This is a genomic window from Prevotella aurantiaca (assembly GCF_015262605.1).
Lineage (GTDB): Bacteria > Bacteroidota > Bacteroidia > Bacteroidales > Bacteroidaceae > Prevotella > Prevotella aurantiaca.
Genome location: NZ_JABZSJ010000016.1, coordinates 21,319 through 43,397 on the forward strand (window position 1 = coordinate 21,319; position 22,079 = coordinate 43,397).

Below are 22,079 nucleotides of genomic sequence, written 5' to 3' on the forward strand. Positions count from 1 at the left end.
TGATATACATGGTTTTTGGGATATCTATTGCTTAATAAAACGAACGATATCTTCCAAAACCTCAGGCGAAATAGTTTCTTCAATCATTCTATATTCCGAAATGTTTCCCGTTGTGCTATGTTGAAAGAGATGGTTAAGAGTAGGATATTCCTTAATGAAGTTTTTGGGGTTGTTCTTCAGATGAGCCCTAATTCCTGTAAGGTTTAATGATGAGATTACTTGAACATCATGATTTCCATTAATAGCCATAACTGGGCAAATCGTCTTAGCGATATCTTCAGATGGATCATAATCAATAAAGAAATTTAACCAAGAAGACTTCTCCTTTGCAGCATTCATACGATATTGCTGTGTTGAGATACGCATTGATTGTCCAGAAAGCTCGAGTATTTTGTTCGTTTGTGCAGTCAAAGCCGTATCGCCTCGAACTCCAATACCAGCCATGCTAATAACAAAATCTGTAATCTCTTTTGAACCAAGCATGAAAGCAATTGAAGCTCCTTCACTATGTCCAAGTACACCAACCTTGCCAAACTGCTTTGATCTGCGTAAGAAATTAATGCCACTGGCTGCGTCTCGTGCAAAATCAGCAGTCGTAGCATGCTTTATATCACCAGTTGACTTGCCAAATCCACGATCATCATAACGCAAAGAGGCTATTCCATGACGTGCCAAATAATCTGCTATAACGAGAAAAGGTTTATGATTGAATACTTCTTCGTCTCGATTTTCCTGTCCACTACCTGTAATCATTAGCACTACAGGTGTTTTTCTCTTCTTATAATCAATAGGATATGAGAGTGTTCCGACAAGTGTTGCATTGTCAGTTTTATTCTTGAACATGACTTCTTTCGTCCTATATGGATATGGACCTATAGGATTCTGTGGACGATTCAGCTTTTCTTCTCCACGTTTCAAGGTTAACGGAAATGATAACCCTTGTATCAAAGTGCCAATAATCTCGTCATCTTTCAGTTTTCCTTGATATTTAAGTGCCAAATCTGCATAACTAACACTGATAGAATCAGACGAGCAATAGTCTGTGTTTAAGGCTATTCCCATTGCTCCTTGATCAGGACTATCAAACGAACATTCTATATTTCCCTTTTCATTGCAGCTTACATGCAATACAAAGGTCAATGATTGTGAGCCAAGATTTAACTTACCCGTCCACACTCCTTCCATGGGTTTCTGTGCGGAAACACCAATCCATGATAACAACAAACAAAATAATAAAACTTTCTTTTTCATTTTCATAAAATTCGCAGCACAAATTATGTTAAGAGAGACGAGTGCAAAAGGAACAACTTTTCCACGACGCTTTATTGTGTTATATAGTTCACTTGCTTTTGCACTGCTTAACAAGCAAGTAAAATATCGAACATGCAAATATAGCAAAAAAAATGATATATTCTTTCCTTTTGAAGAAATAAAAGGACGCACCATCAACGGTGCGTCCAATTTGAGTAATTAGTTAATTAATAGTTTTTGAATCTTCTTCATTTTTGCATTTTCAGACATCTTTTGTTTCTTTTCCTTTTTTACATAGAAATTGAGTCTTAGAAATTTAGATATTGAGTCAGTTTATTTTTGTGTACTCAGGCGTAGTTCCATCACTTTAGATATACTTCTATTGTCTTTAAGTATTGCGATGGAAAAGTTGTATACTCCTGATTTTATTCGTTTGTCAGCCTTTATAGTAGCTGTATATCTCACTACTTCGCCAGGCATCATCACGTCAATACGTGATGATGGGCTTATTTTAAAGTGATTTGAGTTTGCGGCTTCAGTTATTGTTGGATATAAATTGCCTATTGCTTGAGTGCCCTTATTGTGTATTTCAAAAGCAATTTGTCCTTCTTCGCCACGCGACAATATATTATTGCCGTTGTTATCCGTGAAAACTAAGTTACTAACTTCAATCTGTGGTGTTTCTTTTGTTGTTAGTGTAAGTCTTTCTATGTTTGCTTCGTTGCTAAACTGAAGAGGTTTTACACTGGTATCGGCAGGATATTCGGAAGGTTCCATTTGAAAACCATATAGTCTGTCGTCTCCTGAATTAGTGCTATCAAATCCACTTTCGTCTGTTGTTTCTGATAAATAGTCTTGTTGTTCAATATCCCGATTTTCCTGTAATTGCTCGTAGCGTTCATGAATAATATCTTTTGTTTTTTTATTTGCTTGAGCATCTATTGCTGCTCCCGCAGCTGCACCGCCTACCATTCCAATAATTGTACCAATGTCTGACCCTCTTGCACCGCCAGCAATCCCTCCGACAGCACTTCCTAAGACGCTGCCTAATGAGCCACCAATATAGGTTCCGCCCATAAAGGAACTGCAACTGCTAAGTAGCAAAGTTGTAGTCATTCCTAATACAATTATCTTCTTCATATCTTCGTTTTGTTTTGCGATGCAAAGTTAGTTCGAATAAAGGGCCTTCTGAAAATAAAATCCCTACTAAGGGAGGGGAATTTCCCTAAAATGAATAGAGTTTTCATTTTTATAGATAGAATGAAGCATTGATATGGTTGTAATTATATACTTTGATACTCATAGAAAAAGTCAGAAAACAAAGACAAACCTTGTGTTTTTCAGACCGCTGTTTACGTATGCTTTTATTCTCTTTTCAATATTGTTATTTGTGAATTGAAAGCTGTTTGCCCATAATAGAAAGGATACAACCAATACCTTTATTTTTCTTATATTTTATTTGCCGTTATATTCTATTTTATTTATATTTGTACCCTATTTTTGACAATTGGTGTGAATTTTTTTGTGGTCATATCAAAAACAAATGTTGTAGTATAGCTATAGTATAGATAAGAGAATAAAAAGCAAACGAAAAGAACTAATATTCTAACAAATTAATTATGAAAAAAAGCTCCAATTTTTTTCCTATGGTAACTTTAGGCCAAATTATAGGATGTGTTGTATGTTTTCCTCTGCTGATATTCCTTGTCAATGTTTTTTATTATTCAAATAAATACAACGATGACGCAGTTCTGTATTATAAAGATTATATAAAAAAATCTTATAATATAATTGTTACTATGCCTGAAGAAAAATCCAAATATTATCTAAAGAATCAAGACGAAGATATAAAAACAAGCGAAACTTTCATTAAAAAGATAGATAACAATTTTTTTTCTAATCCGGAAGCATACTATATTCCATTTTATTCCGTAGAATACAAGAAATATTTCAGCATCATGTGTTTTATAGGTATGAATGAAATGTATTGGCCTTATGGAATGAAAGTTACTTTGATGGTAAATAAGGACGAAATGAACAACCCAAAATATGGAACAAAAGAAAATCCTGTACCTATTTTAAGATATATTGGTGTAGACGAGTCCATCAGAGATTATGACAAGGATTACGATAGGAAATATATGGATAGTGTTTATTCTGAAAATGTCATAGGATATTTGAAATATAAGATGCCAAAGGGCGAATTTAAACGGCGTTTTAAAAATAAAGGTGATTAGAAATAAATAATCTCAAAATTTATAATTACAAAATAAAAAATTATAATTATAAATTTTGAAATTGTAATTATAAATTTTTATTTTGTAATTATGTTTTTTCAGTTTAAAATAATTCTTCTATAAAGCCACTATTATTTATGTGTGGCGAATAGTTTTTTATTGCAAATGATTTACACCATCTTTGCTCACGTCTTTAACGCCTTTTACTTTTTTGAAGTAAGCTACGGCTTTATCAACGTCCCAACCTTTTGGTATTTTGATAGCCACTCCATTTATTTTCTTATATTCATAAACAATTGTGCAATCTTTCTTCTCGATAGCGTTCATTAAAGCTTTGCTACCTTTAGCCCTATCGTAGTAAATTATAATTGTTTGATTTGCTTGCGATGCACTTTCTTCTTCCTCTCCGCTACCCATAATTTGTTCTTTTATTGGGCATTGTGCAGATACAAATGTTGATTGGGTAAATAAAAAACCCATCAATAATATACTGATTTTAAAGTATTTCTTCATATTACCTATTTTTATTTTACATATATGTTCTGCAAATATAGGAATAAATTCATATTTTACCGCCAATTTTTATAATTATTTCAAAAATATTTCATGAGTTTCTGTAAGTTATGCTTTATGAATTTATCTAATCCGATAATAAGTAAACTTATAAAAATGTTGCTATGAAATAAGTGTTTGAAAGAGTAAATAGGTAAGCAAAATACAGCTTTTTCTGTCCCGAATGCAATAAATTACAGGGTATGTCGTTTATAAAATGTATATACAAAACCCTGTTTAGGCAGGGAAGGCTAAGGAAAGTTTTTATGATAGAATATATAAAGGGTGAACTAACAGACCTTTCGCCTGCAATGGCAGTTGTAGAAGCACATGGCGTAGGCTATGGACTGAATATTTCGCTGAATACTTATAGTGCTATACAAGGCAAAAAAAGTGTAAAACTATTTGTGTACGAAGCCATTATGACAGGTGGACGCGACGACAACTATACACTTTATGGCTTTGCAACAAAACAAGAACGTTCGCTCTACCGACTACTTATTACGGTTTCTGGAGTGGGTGCAAATACTGCGCGCATGATATTGTCGTCGCTTACACCTGCAGAATTGTGCAATGTAATCGCCAATGGTGATGACAAAATGCTTAAGTCGGTAAAAGGTATCGGACTGAAAACTGCACAGCGCATTATAGTTGACTTGAAAGACAAGATATTGCAAAGTGGAATAGCCGAAGAATTACGCGTTAGTAGTCAGCCAACTACTGCGAATGTAAACAACGCTGTAAAAGACGAAGCTGTAGGAGCGCTCACCATGTTAGGCTTTTCACCTGTTCCATCAGCTAAGATTGTGGTAGCCATTTTAACAGAACAGCCCGATTTACCAGTAGAACAAGTTGTAAAGTTAGCATTGAAACAAATAAAATAGACAAACCATTCTGCTCTCTTTTTTCGTTGTTAAAAGGATTTACGAAAGAAAAAATATTGAGCAAAGTTTTCATCAATGAAACAAAGAAAATACATAATACCCCTTCTTCTGTTGCTTGCAGGTATTAGTCTGTTAGCATGGGGGCGTTCGCTTGCTAATGTGTTGCCTTTTATGAACACATTCCAAGCAATGATAGCGCCAGCTGACACTACGAAGAAAGTAAAAGTATTGGATGTTGAATTGGAAAATGAAGATATTCCCGACTCGTTGTTGCATCCACGTTGGAAAGTGCAACGTACTACACCTGTTACTTATAGCGATTTACAACAAAATCCTTACGACCTTGCACGTCCTGAAAACTTGAAACAGAGTGTAGAATACAACGATACACTAAATATGTACATAATAGGTAATAAAATTGGCGATACTTACATTACCACACCTATTATGATGACTCCAGAAGAATATAAAGCGTGGAGTGAGAAACGAAGCTTTGCCGAATACTATCGTCAAAAGAATAAGGAAATTTTAGAAAAAAAAGGAAAAGAAAAGTTTGACTTTACTGATATGCACTTTGCACTCGGACCTGCAGAAAAAATATTTGGTCCTGGCGGTGTACGTGTTAGAACACAAGGTACAGCCGAATTGCGCTTTGGCGCAACACTTAAAGGCATAGATAATCCATCGTTGCCCATCAGAAATCGTAAGATGACAACGATGAATTTCGATGAAAAAATAAACTTGAATGTAAATGGTAAGGTGGGTGATAAGGTAAATATGAACCTTAACTACAATACTGATGCTACATTCGATTTCGATGCACAGAACTTTAAGTTGCGTTATGAGGGTAAAGAAGACGAAATTATAAAACTCGTAGAAGGTGGTAACGTTTCGTTCCCATCAAATAATTCATTAGTGCAGGGCTCGTCATCGCTTTTTGGTATCAGAACCGATATGCAGTTTGGTAAGTTAAAACTGCAAACTGTTTTGTCGCAGAAAAAATCTTCTAACAAAAGTGTAAGTTCAAGTGGTGGAAAACAACTTACTCCATTCGAATTTGATGCAGCAGATTATGAAGAAAATCGACACTTTTTCTTGTCTCATTCATTCCGTTCGCGCTACGATGATGCTATGAAAACTTTGCCCAACCTAACTACAGGAATCACTATAAATCGTGTAGAAATATGGGTTACCAATAAAACGGGTGTAACTACCAATACCCGCAACATTGTTGCATTGAGCGATTTGGGAGAAAATAGCAAAGTTAGCCGAACAGATTTATGGGGAGCTGGAACAGGCAATGTTCCATCAAATAATGCAAATACAGAGTATAGCACAATAGCGCAAGGACATCCACAGGCAAGAAATATAGATCAGGTATCTACAGTTCTTGATGGCTTAGGACTTATTGGTGGTGTAGATTACGAAAAATTATCGAATGCGCGTTTGCTTAATAGTTCTGAATATACTGTTAATCAAGCATTGGGATATGTTTCTTTGCGTACAGGATTACAAACCGACCAAGTGTTGGCAATAGCTTATGAATATACTTCTGGTGGTATAACTTATCAAGTAGGAGAATTTTCAAGCGACCGTACCGATGTATCCGAAGCTCTGTTTGTAAGATCGTTGAAGAATACCAGTAATAACCCAAAGCAGGCTAACTGGGGCTTAATGATGAAGAACGTATATTATCTTGCTTCATCAGTTGAGCGCGATAAGTTCCGTTTAGATGTTAAATACCAAAGCGATACAGCAGGTGTTTATCTTTCTTATATTCCTGAACCGCAAGTTAAAAATCAACCTATCATAAGAATATTAGGAGCCGACCGTTTAGACAATAACAATAATCCACATGCAAATGGATATTTCGACTATGTAGAAGGCTATACCATTTCTAATGGTCGTGTATTCTTCCCTGTAGCAGAACCTTTTGGCGAATATATGTATAACTATTTGGTTTCAAAAGGAGTTTCAGCTGCAACGGCTAGTAAATATGCCTTTACGGAATTGTATGACTCAACAAAGACAGTAGCGAAACAAATTGCTGAAAAAGACAAATATTTGCTGGTAGGACAATATAGAGGAACAAGTGCCAACGTTATTTCTTTGGGAGCATATAATGTTCCACAAGGTTCGGTAGTAGTTACGGCTGGTGGCGTAAGACTGACAGAAGGTTCTGATTATAGCGTTGATTACAATGCAGGTGAAGTTACGATATTGAATCAAAGCATTATAGATGCAGGAACATCAATAAATGTATCGCTGGAAAGTCAAAGTGATTATGGGCAACAGCGTAAAACAATGGTGGGTTTGAATTGGGAATACGATTTCTCGAAAAACTTTATGATTGGAGGTACCTTTATGCACTTGTCGGAACAAGCACTTACCACAAAAGTTAATATGGGTACGGAGCCTCTCAATAATACAATATGGGGACTCAATATGAGCTGGAAAAAGGAAAGTCAATGGCTCACAAATATGCTTGACAAGATTCCTTTCTTGCATCTTACACAACCTTCTCAAATTTCTTTCTCAGCTGAATTTGCACAGTTAATAGCTGGTCAGAGTAATGGAACACAAGATAGGGCATCGTACTTAGATGATTTTGAAGATACAAAAAATACAATCGATGTAAGTCAACCTACCAATTGGGTTATCTCAAGTGTACCTTCTGACTTCCCTGAATCTACGGATAAGACAACTTTGCGAAGTGGTTTTAATCGTAGTTTATTAGCATGGTACAATATTGACCCATTGTTTACACGTATCAGCAGTTCGCTAACACCAGCCCATATAAAGAGCGACCTTGAACAATTGTCGAATTTCTATGTTCGTGAAGTTTATACACGCGAGTTGTTCCCTAATCGTGAGCAAAGCAGCTATAATGGATCATCATCTACTTTATCGGTTCTTAATCTTGCTTATTATCCAACTGAACGTGGTCCTTATAACTTCAGTCCGACACTTGATATTAACGGACATTTACCAAATCCGCGTAAGAAATGGGGTGGTATGATGCGTAAGCTTGATACAAATGATTTCGAGATGGCCAATATTGAGTATATTGAGTTTTGGTTGCTCGACCCATTCATTTATTCTAATAAGCAATCAGATGCTAATCTCTATGGTGGAGACTTTTACATAAATCTTGGAGAAGTTTCGGAAGATATCTTGCGCGATGGTAAGAAATTCTATGAAAGTGGTATGCCAGTAGATGGGAGTCAAGCATGGACAACTACTCAGTGGGGCAGAATACCTACACAAACTACAGTAACATACGCTTTTGCTACAACAAAAGGTAGCCGCGCTTTACAGGATGTTGGTCTTAATGGACTTAATGACGAAGAAGAACGTAATTTTGCTTCTTATCAAGATTTCTTGACATACGCTCGAAGTAATACAAACCAAGCTGTGTTCGATTCTATATGGGCAGACCCTGCTAACGATAATTATCGCTATTTCCGTGGTTCAGATTGGGATAGAATACAAGCACCTATTCTCCAACGTTATAAATATATAAATAATCCGCAAGGAAACTCGCCAGATAATGATAACAGAAACGAACGTTACGACACATCATACAAGGCTGGACCAGATGTTGAAGATATAAATCAAGATTATACGCTCAACGAATACGAAAAGTATTATCAGTATAAGATAAGCATTCGACCAGAAGACTTGGTGGTAGGACAAAACTATATCGTTGATAAGAGAGAAACTGTTGCACCGCTGCGCAAAGGCGGAAGCGCACCTGTTACGTGGTATCAGTTCCGCATTCCTGTGCGAGAATATCAGAAACGTGTAGGTGGAATTAACGACTTTACGAGTATTCGTTTTATGCGTATGTTCCTTACTAATTTTGAAAAGCCTATTGTAATGCGCTTTGCTACATTTGACCTTGTACGCGGAACGTGGCGTCAGTATCAGCAAAATCTTACTAACTCTGCTTCTACTTCAGGAACAATGTCAGTTGGTGCGGTTAGCATAGAGGAAAATAATGATAAGACACCTGTAAACTACGTGCTGCCACCTGGAATTTCGCGAGAACAAGATCCTTCGCAACCACAACTTGTACAGAGTAACGAGCAGGCTTTAGCTATGACGGTACATAATTTAGGTTACAAGGAATCGAAAGCTGTTTATAAAAATACTACACTTGATATTCGTCAATACAAACGTTTGCAAATGTTTGTGCATGCAAATGCACTTAAGCCAAATGTTTCTAATCTTACCGATAATCAGTTGGCCGTGTTTGTTCGTTTGGGTTCTGACTATAAGAACAACTATTACGAATACGAAATACCATTGAAGCTTACTCCTGAAAAGCAATACGATAAGTATTCTCGAAAAGACTGTGAAGAAGTTTGGCCAATAGACAATATGCTTGATGTGCCTATTTCTGTATTTACCGATGTTAAGAAAAAGCGTAATGCAGGACGTGGTAATGGAACAGCAAGTTATAATCGTGAGTTTTCAATATACGATGAGAAGCGTCCAGCGAATCGTGTCAGTGTGATGGGTAATCCAACATTGGGCGAGATTAAGACAATGATAATTGGTGTACGTAACCTTTCAAGTAGCGAAAAGAGTGGTGAAATATGGGTGAATGAAATGCGCTTACTCGAATTCAATAACGAAGGTGGTTGGGCTGCACGTGGTCAGCTTAATATTCAATTATCAGATTTTGGTACGGTAGATGTTAATGCTAGTCATAGTACTGATGGCTTTGGTGGTCTTGAAGAAGGTGTAAATGCACGAAAGAAAGAAACAAATACCGATGTTACAGTTACTACCAGTCTCGAATTGGGTAAGTTCTTCCCGGATAAGGCTAAAGTATCTGCACCTTTATATTATAGTGTTACAAAGAGCGAGAGACGTCCAAAGTATAATCCGCTTGATACGGATATGCAATTAGATGCAGCTCTTGATGGTGCTGCTAATGAACATGAGCGCGATTCAATAGAATCTATTGCGATTACAAAGCGTACAACGACTAACTTCTCGTTGTCAAATGTGCGTGTAGGTATACAGAATAAACGTCATCCTATGCCTTACGATCCTGCTAACTTCTCATTCTCTTATAGTCATTCACATTCACGTACGACAGGTGAAACTACTGTTTATGAGAATGAAGATAATTGGCGTGGTGCAATGAATTATAACTGGACACCAGTTTATAAGTCGGTGTTACCTTTCAAACGACTAATAAAAGGCAAGTCTAAATGGTTCGATGTTCTCAAACGCTTTGAACTGAACTGGTTGCCACAGAATATAGCTTTCAATACAGAAATAACCCGTAACTATTACGAATTGCAACAACGCGATATGGAATCGACAACTATGAATATGTTGCCGTTAACCTTTAGCGAACAATTCTTATGGAATCGCGATTTTGCTGTGCGATGGGATTTGACACGCAATTTGCACATGAATTTCCAAAGTGCTACGCATGCTGAAATAGAAGAGCCTTACACACCTATCAATAAAGATCTTTATGCTGACCGATATGAAGCATGGAAAGATTCTGTATGGACAAGTTTGAAGAATTTTGGTACACCATTAGATTATCAGCAGAGTTTTACACTTTCGTATCAGTTGCCGCTTAATATGCTGCCTATATTCGATTGGATAAATTCTGATGCTACTTACAATTCTACTTATACGTGGGTTCGTGGTACAAGATTAGAAAATGGTGCATCGTTAGGAAATATGATAACCAACAACCGAGCGTTGAATATCAATACGACATTTAATTTAGAACGTCTATATAATCATATTCCTTTCTTGAAGAAAACCAATGAGAGGTTCAATAAGTCGCGTCCAAGTATCAGTAGAAGTGGAACACTTGATAGTAGGGGACGTGTAGACGCTGGTAACTTAGCTGATCAGTTGAGTAAGGAATTAGGAAAAGACTCAAAGAAAAAGATAGACGGCGATAAAGATAAGAAAAAGGCATTGCCTAAGAATTCAAAGAGTTTCGAACAAGAAGTTACCCTTCCTGCAGATACTGCAATTGTTGTTTCGCACTCGAAGAAAACGAAACGTATTATTGTTTCACTGAAAGATGCAGATGGACATTCTGTAAAACTAAAGTGGAAAAAGATGGACGATAATAGAGTAAAATTGTATAATAAGACTGACTCAATAATGCGTTTAAAACTTACCGTTACGCCAAAAGAACCGCTTGACGATAAAGGTTGGTATAAAACAGCACAATGTGTTGCACGAGCTTTGATGATGGTACGAAGTGCCAGCATATCTTATCGTGATCAATACTCTATGTCTTTGCCAGGATTTATGCCTACTATTGGTGATGCGTTCGGACAGATGCGTAGAAGTGGAATATTGGCACCAGGTCTTGATTTCGCCTTTGGAGTTATTGATGAAGATTATATTGGTCGGGCAAGAGATAATGGTTGGTTGCTAGTTTCAGATAGTATAGCTACACCAGCAACAACAAACAAAACAGAAGACTTGCAGCTTCGTGCAACATTGGAACCTATTCGCGACTTTAAGATAGATCTCAACGCTAGTCGTACAGAAACAGTTTCAAAGAGCATTCAATATATGTATGTTGGAATTCCTACCACGCAAAGCGGTACACTCACAATGACAACTATCTCTATTGGTTCTGCTTTTGAAGGCTTGGGTAATGCTAATAATGGTTATCATAGTGCAACTTTTGAGAAGTTTGCTAAATCGCTTGATGGATATCGCAACCAGGTTGAGGCTCGTTATATTGGGGCTGAATATCCAGCATCAATGGGAGGAGGTAGATTTAATCCTGCCATAGGAACAGTAGATAAGTATAGTGCAGATGTAATGATACCTGCCTTCCTTAATACTTATACAAGCATAGGAAATAACGGACTGGAGATATTCCCTAAATTGAAGAGTTTGTTACCTAACTGGACCATTCGATACAGCGGACTTTCACGTTTGTCTATCTTCGAGAACATTTTCAAGAGTGTAAATATCAATCATTCATATAAGAGTATTTTTGCTATTGGTTCTTATCAAAGCTTCAGCACATGGCAAGAATATATGAATGGTTTGGGATTTGTGAAAGATGCTACATCTGGTGCGCCTATGCCAAGTTCAATGTATAATATTTCGCAAGTAAGTATAAACGAAGCATTTGCTCCATTGTTAGGTATTGATGTGACCTTAGAAAACAATCTTACTGCTCGTTTAGAATATCGTCAAACACGTGTTCTGTCGCTTTCTATGACAAGTGTTCAGGTAAACGAAGCTATATCGAAAGACTGGGTTATTGGCTTTGGCTATCGTATTAATAATGTAAATCTATTTGGTGGTCGCAACTCAAGATTGGTAAAGAGTACTAAGAAAAAAGGCGATCAACAAGATAAACAGAACAGCAATTCTCAAAGCACGAACAATAGAAATAATGGAGGTATAAATCGCGACTTAAATCTCAGGTTAGATTTAAGCTATCGCAAACAAGCTTCTATTACCCGCGATATTGCATCAATTACATCAGCAGCATCGAGTGGAAATACAGCTTTCAAAGCATCATTCATTGGCGATTATACGTTAAGCCGTCTTATCACAGCAAGTATTTATTATGACATACAAGTAAATGCGCCATTGCTTTCTTCAAGCAGTTTCCCAACAACTACTCACGATTTTGGTGTCAGTCTAAAGCTTAGCCTTACTCGATAAGCTTCTGCTTACTTGCCTTGGTAACTACTTTTTATCTTTATATCTTAATACTTAATATTTTCCTTTTGCTACATACTCTCTATATGTAAAGAAGTTATACGAGTTGTTTTATAAATTTGAGAGGGGATAAAATTTTAGCAAAAAAAACCACAAATAGTTTGTAATAAATCATATTTTTGGTGTACTTTTGTAAGTCGTAAGAAATAGGTAAAATAACATTTAAGGTAAAGGTTATGAAGAAAATAAGAGCAGCAGTTGTGGGTTATGGAAACATTGGTCAATATGCAATTGAAGCACTAGAAGCTGCCAAAGACTTTGAGATTGCAGGTGTCGTACGACGTCAAGGAGATAAAGACAAACCTTTGGAGTTGACTCCATACGAAGTTGTAGACGATATTGCAAAATTAAAGGACGTTGATGTGGCTATACTCGCAGCACCAACACGTAGCTGTCCAGACTATGCAGAACGTATTGTAGCTATGGGCATCAATACTGTAGATTCGTTCGATATACACACAAGCATATTAGAGTACCGCACAAAGCAAATGGAGAACTGCAAAAAGGCGGGTAAAGTGAGTGTTATTGCAGCAGGTTGGGACCCAGGATCTGACTCTGTTGTACGCATTTTAATGGAAAGTTTGGCACCAAAAGGTCTTTCTTATACCAACTTTGGACCTGGTATGTCAATGGGACACTCCGTTTGTGTGCGTGGCAAAGTAGGTGTTAAGAATGCGCTTTCTGTAACAATTCCCTTGGGAGAAGGTATTCACCGACGTATGGTTTACGTTGAATTGGAAGATGGAGCAAAGCTTGAAGATGTCACAAGGAATATTAAAGCTGACCCATATTTTGCTAATGACGAAACACATGTGTTTGCAGTAGCAAGTGTAGACGACGTTCGCGATATGGGACATGGAGTTCATCTTATTCGAAAAGGTGTGAGTGGCAAAACTCAAAATCAGCATTTTGAATTTAACATGAGCATCAATAATCCTGCTCTAACCTCACAGGTTCTTGTAAATTGTGCGCGTGCGACTATGCGTTTGGTAGCAGGTTGCTATACTATGCCAGAAATTCCAGTGATAGATTACCTGCCTGCTTCACGTGAAGAAGTAATTAATAAGCTGGTATAAAAAAAAAGTGTTATGCCATTGTGCGCTTTGTAACAACTTTTAGTATAGCATTGTGTAGCATTGGTCTAACTTTATGTTTGCAAGCTTGTGTTCATACATATAATATAATGTTGGAATAACATACATGGGAACAGCATTAAAAAACTTTCTTGTGGAGTTTCAGCATAAACTTCCGCAGCATATCAACCTAACAGCCGACTACGAAAAAGTTTCAGCTAAGTTGAAACAGTATCATATAAACTTGGAGTCGAAGTCGTTACGAAAACTATGGGGATACATGATTACAAAGGAAAAGCCATCGAAGAAAACTCTAGATCGATTGGCATTATTTGCTGGTTTCCAAAACTGGAAGGACTTGCAAGCTGCTATTCATGGCGACGGTGATGCGCAATTGAACTACGAAAACAAGGACGAAAAGGAAATAAGAAAAAAGTGAAAGCTTCGATTATGAAAATAAAAAAAGTTCAGAACTACAAAGTTCTGAACTTTTTTTATTTGTGGATTTCTCAAGAGAGAATTACTTGTTAGTCTTAGCAGTAACCACTCTTCTTTCCTTAATACGAGCAGCTTTACCTGTAAGATTGCGCAAGTAGTAAAGCTTAGCGCGACGTACCTTACCATGCTTGTTCACCTCGATAGATTCGATATTAGGTGACTCCATTGGGAAAATACGCTCAACACCGACAGTGCCTGACATCTTACGAACAGTGAAACGCTTCTTTTCGCCCTCACCGCTAATCTTGATTACTACACCACGATAAAGCTGAACACGTTGCTTATTACCCTCGACGATTTTGTAAGCGACTGTAACAGTATCTCCAGCTCTGAATTCTGGGTGCTGTTTGCCGGTTGCAAATGCTTCTTCAGCAATTTTAATTAAATCCATTTTTTTCTTAATTAAATATTGTTTGTCGTTCCAATACAACATGGCTCATGACTCTTCCACGGCCAGCGGTTATACCGAAAAGCTCTGCAAAGTTACTATAAATTATCCGATTAACGACGAAAACTATATTTTATTAAAATCTTCTTTAACTATATTTCACTTATACCAAGCGAAAACTACAGGTACTAATACCATTGACTAACAAGTTTTTACTATCTTTGCAGGGAGAACAAAAGCACAAATTATGAGTAAAAAGATGTTTTTAATAGGTGGTATGGCTGCTTTATTGACTTACACACCATGTGCAGCACAACAAGGAAAATACCAACTTACAGGCGTACAACGTAGTAGAATACTGATAGATTCCCGCTATGACAAAGCTAAAGACCAAAAGGCTGCAGCGTTTTTAGCACCCTACAAGCATGTAGTAGATAGTATTATGGGACCAGTAGTGGCACATTCTGACCACTATATGGCGGCTGACCGACCAGAAAGCGATTTATCTAATCTTCTCGCAGATATTCTGGTATGGGCAGCAAAAGAATATAACGAGAAAGTAGATTTCGCAGTTTACAACATGGGAGGCATTCGTGCTGCACTACCCAAAGGCAATGTTACAGTGGGAGATGTGAATGATATTGCGCCATTTGAAAATAAAATCTGTTTCCTAACACTTACTGGCGATAAGGTGTTAGAGCTCTTTCGACAAATTGCTCATACTGGTGGAGAAGGTGTTAGTAAAGGTGTGAGATTAGTTTTGGACCGTGGGGACAAACTTGAGTATGCAAGTCTGAACGGAAAGCAGATTGACCCAAAGGCCAAATATCGCATTGCTACTATTGACTATTTGGCACAGGGCAACGACAAACTGGTGGCTTTTAAGGATAAAACCGATCTCAATGCACCTCAAGAAGCATCGAATAATTCTCGATTCGTTATTTTGAACTACTTCAAAGCAATGACAGCAGAAGGAAAAATCATTAACAGCACGAAAGAAGGCCGCATTTCTTACTTTAGTAAAGAAAGTGATAGACCTTCTGTTATAGTGAAGTAACGTTGATAAGTGGTACTATAAAAAAAGAAGTGAAACAATGAAAAAGAATATTTTACTGATAACCTTGTTTTTGTTTAGCGTTATTGCACTTGCACAAAAGAAGCAGCTCACCATTCTGCATACAAATGATACGCATAGTCAGATAATGCCTTTCAACACAACACTTGCCGATACGTTGAGGGCAGGACGGGCTGGTTTTGAACGTCGTATAGCTATGTTGAAAGAGGAAAGAGCCAAAGATCCCAACTTATTACTATTCGATAGTGGCGACTTTTGCCAAGGCTCGCCTTACTTTACCATGTTTAAAGGCGATGTGGAAGTAGGACTAATGAATCTTATGCACTACGATGCGGGAACAATAGGTAACCATGAGTTCGACTTTGGACTTGATAATATGATACGAATGTTTAAGGCTTTGAACTATCCGATAGTATGTGCGAACTATGATTTTGCAGGTACAGAATTGGCAAAGATAGTGAAACCTTACACAATATTAAAGCGTAAAGGTCTGAAGATTGGTGTATTTGGTTTGTCTCCACAGCTTGATGGGTTAGTTGTAACGGCTAATTATGGTCCATTAAAGTATCTTGACCCGATAGAATGTGCCCAGAAATGTGTTAATGAACTAAAGAAAAAGAAGTGCGACCTTATTATATGTATATCGCATTTAGGCATAAACATAGAAGGAGTTAGCGACGAAGAACTTGTTGCAGGTACGCGTGGAATCGACTTAATACTGGGCGGGCACTCACATTCTTTCTTAAAAGAGCTGGTTTATGTGAAGAACTTGGACGGCAAGAAAGTGGGTATCGACCAAAACGGAAAGTCAGCTATCTTTGTAGGAAAGATGGTTTTAGACTTAGAAAAGAAGAAATAGGAAAGAAAAAGGAGTTAAGACAACACAGCGTCTTAACTCCTTTTACTTTATATCCACTAATAAACTTACTCAAAATAGAATGTTAGCGCAATCATTTTAGAACGAGTTTCTTTCGCAAAATTAGCATACATCTGCGTATTTTTATCGCGCAAATCCTTTATATGATTGGCATCTAAGCTGTTCGATAATCCATACATAAACTTCAGTTCAGGTCGCAACTTGAAGAAAGGAAGATAGAAATCACAACCTACTCCCAACTCTAAATAAGCATCGCCTCGCTTTAATCGCAAATAGTCGTTGCTCTTTCCCGAAAGATTTAACATAGGATTGATACCTAACATTAGGTAGGGACGATAATTATTGAATCGTGGAGCAGCTGCAATTAGGTCGAAAGCACACGAGATATAAGCAGTTTTTAAATCTTGTGTCTTCTCCGTTGGTTGCCCATTAGCATTTAAATCCGTAAGATTTCTGAACGTAAGGTGGCGTGTTCCAAAGTACATTGCAGGAGCAACGCGTAACTGAAACGTTGTATTAAGACGCAATTCGCCTAACACACCCACCGTAAAGCCAGCATCCCAGCGGTCCTGATCTACCGAAATAACCTTCTGTGCAGGTCCACTACCATCGCCAAGATCTACCATTTGTGGCCCTGAATTCAGTATTTCAAGGTCTTGAAAGTGCATTCCAACCATAACACCGAAATGGAATGGGCGCAAGTCTGTATAGGGACGATTCTGCACTGTGCGGTCTTGCGCAAAGCTAACGACCGACGTTGTCCATAATAATATAATGTATAGAAGTTGTTTCATATCTATTGTAATAACGCCCTTTCCCTTTTCTTATTGTAAAATAAAGCCTCCATCTTTACTTTTTAATCCACTAAACTCGTTATCTTTATTTGTATAAAGTCTAAATATTTCAAATTTTTATCATCATTTGTAGGTATTAGAAAAATATTTTTTACCTTTGCACCATACAAAAGTAGGTATTGAAAAACAATCCTATACAAGAACATTATTAATATAATAAAAGATTTATAATTATGGCTTATGTAATTGGCAACGACTGTATCGCTTGTGGTACATGTATTGATGAATGTCCAGTAGGTGCAATCTCTGAAGGCGACATCTACAAAATTGATGCTGATGCTTGCACAGAATGCGGCACATGCGCAAGTGTTTGTCCAAGCGAAGTAATTACTTTGGACTAATACACTTATAATTGTTACTGATTAAATTGAAGCGGACTCCTAGGAGTCCGCTTTTTGTATTTAATTAGTATTATGTTTTTACGATAAGAAATTAGAATTATTTTCTATTCAATTAGAATGTAAATATAGTCAATAAATAACTTAGAATCTACTTCCACTCAAAATTAATAATCACCAACATCACAATCAATCAACAACAATCTTTTGACTAAATTGTTTACCCACTCGGATAATGTAAACACCTTGCGGAATAGATATCTTTTTATCCGTCTTAGAGATATATCCTGAATAGAAAATATGTCCTTCTAGTGTATAAATAAATATAGAATTACCAGGTATTGCTTTTATTGAAATTTGTCCATGCGTAGTTTCAATAGAAATATCGCTTTTCTGAATATTATTAACAATAGTTGTGGGGATATCTAAATTAATTACATTAGATAATGCAGATTCACCTACATCGTATACTGCTGATACTTGAAAACTATGTAATCCAATAGGAACATTGTTTTGTTCAAACATTGAAGTTCCAGCTGTATTTCCTATTTTATTCTTATCCATATATATATTGTAAGCAATAATATCAATTGGAGCCATTTCATACTCTATATCATCTATCATCAAAGCATAACTATCTGTTGCTATTGAATGAATAGCAAAGTAACGTGTACCTTTCGGTAAAGCCATTTGGAATTGCGTCCAATCCTTAAGTGGCTTATCAATGGTTGTTAAAAGGACAAAATGTGCTGTATCTTTGTCTGTTACAGAATAACGAATTTCAAATTTCTCAGGATATTGAATATCTATATTTTTAGCTTTGAAACTAATAGTTTGTGCTTCTCCAGATAATTTTGGAGATATTAGCCAATCATCGTTATGTCCTTTTCGTGTAGATGAAGATTGTGCTGACATAGCTATCAGGAATTGTTTGCCACTTGCTGGTTTAAATTGAGGATACTCATCAACATTCACTCCCAGTTCTTCTGGATTAAACACCATAAAAGCCATAGGTTCCGTTTTATGTTCAAATTCTAAACCTCTAATTCCATACGTTGTTCCTTCATCACCATCTAAAGTAGTCCAAAATCCATATTTATCTGTTAACCAAGGTTCATAATTTTCAAAATCTTCTTCTTTTTTTCCTCCTTCGGCTTCTATTGGTTTTGTCCACCATAGGTGTGCTTTATTTGTACTTAAGAGCTGCCCATTAAGATTAACGACTCGAGGAAAATTAGGAAACTTCACTTTCATCGTACCCACTATCGTGGTATTATCAGTTAAATCTTGATCGTTAGAATAACTTACCACAGCATATATATGTAGCATTTCTGGATCAGTAATCTTCGGTTCGTAATAGAAAAATTCCATACTACCGAGATTTACAGGTAAATCAAAACATTCATGTTCATCGTATTTTTCTCCTTCGACATAAAGAGTAGCAACCATTCCTTTTGTTGGCTGACTGCCCATATTAGTTACTTTTACTCCTATCATTGTTTCTTTCCCTACCCTAGCCTCCGATACTAATCTCAATTCGGCTTTTACATTATATTCGAGATAATTAATAACATTAATATCATCTATATAAACAGGTATAGCTGTATTGTAACTTTCTGCTAAGAATTTTAATATTACATAATCATCATTCTTAAACTTATCCAACAAAAGAACTTTTTTCTTCCATTCCTTTGTTTCACCAACAGCGGCATAATTATAAATAGCTAAAGTATCGGTTCTCTGTGGAGATGTTGCAATTACTTTCAACTTTATTTTATGTCCGGGATAACAAAAGTATGTAAACATTAAAGCTGGATTTCTAACATTACGTACATCTATTTTACCTGTATTAAAGGAGGCACTATCTCCCTTTCGTTTTGGTAAATATTCTAGGCAACCATATTCATCATCATAACTATGCGTTGTAGAAAACACAAATCCATTTTCTCCATTTTGTTCACCCCAAAAGAAATGTTCCTCGGTAGGTTTCCCCATAGCAAAGGATTCATGGAATGGTATTGTATAAGAATCTCCAATAACAATAGGATTAGATTGGGATATTAAACTTTCTCCTCCTGCTGTTACTGCAGAAACTCCATAACAAAGTAGTTTTTGTGTCCCCTTTAATTCTATGTTTTTATCAATAAATTCAGAATGCTTAATACCCTTTTCCAAAATTACACCTTCTTTAGTATACACATTATAACTCAACGTTGAAGCATCGAAATATCCATTGTGTGCACCTTCGGTAGGAGTTTTCCAGGCTAATGTTATTCTATTATCAGATTCTTTTAGAATAATATCTTTTGGAGGTGCAGGAATATCTATACCTACAAAAGTTTCCTTTACGGCAGCTAGTCCTTTTCCTACATTATTATAAGCAATTATTGAATATTGATTAATTCCTTGAGTAGGAGAATTATCTGTATAATGGAGTTGTACATTTGGACGAGGATTTTCGAATGTAGTTATAAGCTTTGTGTTCCTGTATATTTCTACTTTGGTAAGCGATTCTATACGTGAACCATCATAAGCTTTCGTAGGAGTTGTAAAAGAAATATCTGTAGTTAAAGTTCCTTGTTGTCCTGGCTTTATATCAATTATAGAAGTTGCTGCAGGAGCTGCAAGAAGAGCTTTCTCTGAAATAGAAATATCATCAATAAATAAATAGTATTGATCTGCTTTACTCATAGCATGTACACCTATTCTATAATCTCCATCTTCCTTTACAGTAAATTCTGTTTCATTATTTTGAAATGAATCTACTGCGGTTTCTATACGTGGAACTATTATTTTATAGTTTTCTGTATCAATTTCTGTTCCTATCCCAACTTCAAAAGTTTCAGTATAACTCCAAAATCCTGCGCGATATTTAAAATTGAGCATATAAGCGTGCTTATTATCGAGCTTGATATTAGGCGATAAAAGCCAATCGTCAGCTGCAAGTGTTTTACTATTGTTATATCGCGCTGCTTTCACACGACTATCATAAGTCCAAGTACACTCATCATTATTTTTATTAACCACCATAAATGTTTCGAATGCTGCCTTATCGTCGAAGTTCTGTACATATCGTGAATTATTTTCTGTATCTGTTTTGGTCAGAACTTTACGATTTGTTTTAACAGACATTACTGTTGGCAATTTTGTTTTAACTGCATTCTGCATAGTAATACGCTGTTGCGCAGATAGCAAAGAAGTCTGCAAAATACAGAGATATACTGTTGTAAATACAAATAACTTATATTGTTTCATAACACATCTCCCTATAATTGTTTATTTAATAAAGGTTTTTCGTATAACACCATTTGGCATCACTTCTATAACAATACCAGAATAGTTAGCTGGTGCAATTTGTCCATCAAGCTTATATATAGCTATTGGTTTTGTTTTCTCTGTCGTTACATTTATGTTCGTTGGTATACCACAGAAAGATGTAAACTCTTTAAAAACATTATCTGTTTTATACTTCTCAATAGATGTTTCTGGAACAGAAAGTGTACATTTCGATTTATCAACACCATAGAAAGGATAAATGCCACATATTGGTGGATTATCAGAATAACAGTATAAGTTTCTCATTGCCTTACAAGAATAAAAGGCATAGTCGCCTATATTAGTTACAGTAGAGGGTAATGAGACTCTAACTAATAATTTATTGTTTGCACAAAAACTAGCAGGTATAATGGTTGTTCCTTCTGGAATTGAAATGGCTGTTAGTTTAGGACAATCAGAAAAACTTCCTTCTCCAAAAGTTGTAAGTGTAGTTGGTAATTCTATGTTTTCTAAAGATTTACAACCTGCGAAACACCAATTGCCAAGTGATATAATTCCATTAGACATCACTATTTTTGAGAGATTTGCACAAGAACCAAATGCACTATTTCCAATTGTTTCTACTTTAGATGGTAAATACAACTCTGTAAGTTTTGAACAATTAAAGAAACCACATTTCTTTATATCCTTTAAAGTAGATGGCAAAACAACTTCAGTAAGTCCTGTACTTAGATGAAAAGCATATTCGCCAACAACAATAACTGTCTGAGGTATTTCATAAGCTCCTTTTTTATACAGTGGGTAACGTAAAATTTCTATCATCGATTTGTTGAAAAGTACTCCATCTACCGATTTATAATATGGATTATCATCTGCCACATTTATATTTTCCAACCGTGTACAATAATTAAAAGCACTTGCAGATATTGAAGTTACCGATGCTGGAATTTCTATTAAAGAAATCTTTTTACAACCGCTGTATTTACAACCGATTATTACTCAATATTTTATAGATAATAAGTCAGAAATATGG

General features: G+C 36.2%; 15 protein-coding genes and 1 pseudogene. 8 read left to right on the forward strand and 8 right to left on the reverse strand.

The window, feature by feature from the left end:
• Positions 1–24: 24 nt before the first annotated feature.
• Both HXN26_RS04455 and HXN26_RS04460 read right to left on the reverse strand, forming a co-directional pair.
• Positions 25–1,251: an alpha/beta hydrolase family protein gene (locus HXN26_RS04455; protein WP_273159020.1), complete on the reverse strand. Its 1,227-nt coding sequence runs from the start codon at positions 1,249–1,251 to the stop codon at positions 25–27.
• 333 nt (positions 1,252–1,584) lie between these two features.
• A complete protein-coding gene (locus tag HXN26_RS04460; RefSeq protein ID WP_273159022.1) occupies positions 1,585–2,391 on the reverse strand; it encodes a hypothetical protein in 807 nt (268 codons plus the stop codon).
• A gap of 479 nt (positions 2,392–2,870) precedes the next feature.
• Here HXN26_RS04460 and HXN26_RS04465 point away from each other — a divergent pair, with 479 nt between their 5' ends.
• Entirely contained in the window at positions 2,871–3,488 is a 618-nt protein-coding gene (locus HXN26_RS04465; RefSeq protein ID WP_273159023.1) for a DUF8188 family protein, read from the forward strand.
• Between the two features lie 156 nt (positions 3,489–3,644).
• On the opposite strand, the gene HXN26_RS04470 is transcribed toward HXN26_RS04465, so the two are convergent.
• On the reverse strand, positions 3,645–4,001 hold the full coding sequence (locus HXN26_RS04470; RefSeq protein WP_025000490.1) for a S8 family serine peptidase: 357 nt from the start codon (positions 3,999–4,001) through the stop codon (positions 3,645–3,647).
• A gap of 305 nt (positions 4,002–4,306) precedes the next feature.
• Between HXN26_RS04470 and ruvA the strand changes: the two genes are divergently transcribed.
• From ruvA to HXN26_RS04490, 4 genes are all read left to right on the forward strand, one after another.
• On the forward strand, positions 4,307–4,924 hold the full coding sequence (gene ruvA / locus HXN26_RS04475) for a Holliday junction branch migration protein RuvA (protein WP_025000489.1): 618 nt from the start codon (positions 4,307–4,309) through the stop codon (positions 4,922–4,924).
• 75 nt (positions 4,925–4,999) lie between these two features.
• Positions 5,000–12,610, forward strand: coding sequence for a T9SS outer membrane translocon Sov/SprA (sov, locus tag HXN26_RS04480; protein ID WP_273159028.1), 7,611 nt, complete (start codon positions 5,000–5,002; stop codon positions 12,608–12,610).
• Positions 12,611–12,843: 233 nt separating this feature from the next.
• Positions 12,844–13,743 (forward strand): diaminopimelate dehydrogenase, encoded by a 900-nt coding sequence (locus HXN26_RS04485; protein WP_273159031.1) that lies wholly within the window; start codon positions 12,844–12,846, stop codon positions 13,741–13,743.
• A gap of 124 nt (positions 13,744–13,867) precedes the next feature.
• On the forward strand, positions 13,868–14,179 hold the full coding sequence (locus HXN26_RS04490) for a hypothetical protein (protein WP_273159033.1): 312 nt from the start codon (positions 13,868–13,870) through the stop codon (positions 14,177–14,179).
• Positions 14,180–14,260: 81 nt separating this feature from the next.
• Here HXN26_RS04490 and rplS read toward each other — a convergent pair whose 3' ends face one another.
• A complete protein-coding gene (rplS, locus tag HXN26_RS04495; protein ID WP_025000485.1) occupies positions 14,261–14,629 on the reverse strand; it encodes a 50S ribosomal protein L19 in 369 nt (122 codons plus the stop codon).
• 244 nt (positions 14,630–14,873) lie between these two features.
• Here rplS and HXN26_RS04500 point away from each other — a divergent pair, with 244 nt between their 5' ends.
• The gene (locus HXN26_RS04500; RefSeq protein WP_273159037.1) at positions 14,874–15,683 is read left to right on the forward strand and encodes a 5'-nucleotidase C-terminal domain-containing protein; all 810 of its coding nucleotides are present in this window, start codon (positions 14,874–14,876) and stop codon (positions 15,681–15,683) included.
• A 37-nt stretch (positions 15,684–15,720) separates the two neighbouring features.
• Positions 15,721–16,560, forward strand: a complete 840-nt coding sequence (locus tag HXN26_RS04505; RefSeq protein WP_025000484.1) for a bifunctional metallophosphatase/5'-nucleotidase — start codon at positions 15,721–15,723, stop codon at positions 16,558–16,560.
• 65 nt (positions 16,561–16,625) lie between these two features.
• Here the strand turns inward: HXN26_RS04505 and porT are convergent, their stop codons facing one another.
• Positions 16,626–17,372, reverse strand: coding sequence for a type IX secretion/gliding motility protein PorT/SprT (porT, locus tag HXN26_RS04510; RefSeq protein WP_273159039.1), 747 nt, complete (start codon positions 17,370–17,372; stop codon positions 16,626–16,628).
• A gap of 233 nt (positions 17,373–17,605) precedes the next feature.
• On the opposite strand from porT, the gene HXN26_RS04515 reads away from it, so the two are divergent.
• Positions 17,606–17,773, forward strand: coding sequence for a DUF362 domain-containing protein (locus HXN26_RS04515; protein ID WP_025000482.1), 168 nt, complete (start codon positions 17,606–17,608; stop codon positions 17,771–17,773).
• A gap of 186 nt (positions 17,774–17,959) precedes the next feature.
• On the opposite strand, the gene HXN26_RS04520 is transcribed toward HXN26_RS04515, so the two are convergent.
• From HXN26_RS04520 to HXN26_RS10895, 3 genes and pseudogenes are all read right to left on the reverse strand, one after another.
• Complete coding sequence (locus tag HXN26_RS04520; protein ID WP_273159042.1) at positions 17,960–21,025, reverse strand: choice-of-anchor J domain-containing protein; 3,066 nt, start codon at positions 21,023–21,025, stop codon at positions 17,960–17,962.
• A gap of 21 nt (positions 21,026–21,046) precedes the next feature.
• Positions 21,047–21,868 (reverse strand): leucine-rich repeat domain-containing protein, encoded by an 822-nt coding sequence (locus HXN26_RS04525; protein WP_273159044.1) that lies wholly within the window; start codon positions 21,866–21,868, stop codon positions 21,047–21,049.
• Between the two features lie 3 nt (positions 21,869–21,871).
• Positions 21,872–22,042, reverse strand: a pseudogene (locus HXN26_RS10895) (leucine-rich repeat protein); the annotation flags it as partial.
• Positions 22,043–22,079 lie beyond the last annotated feature (37 nt).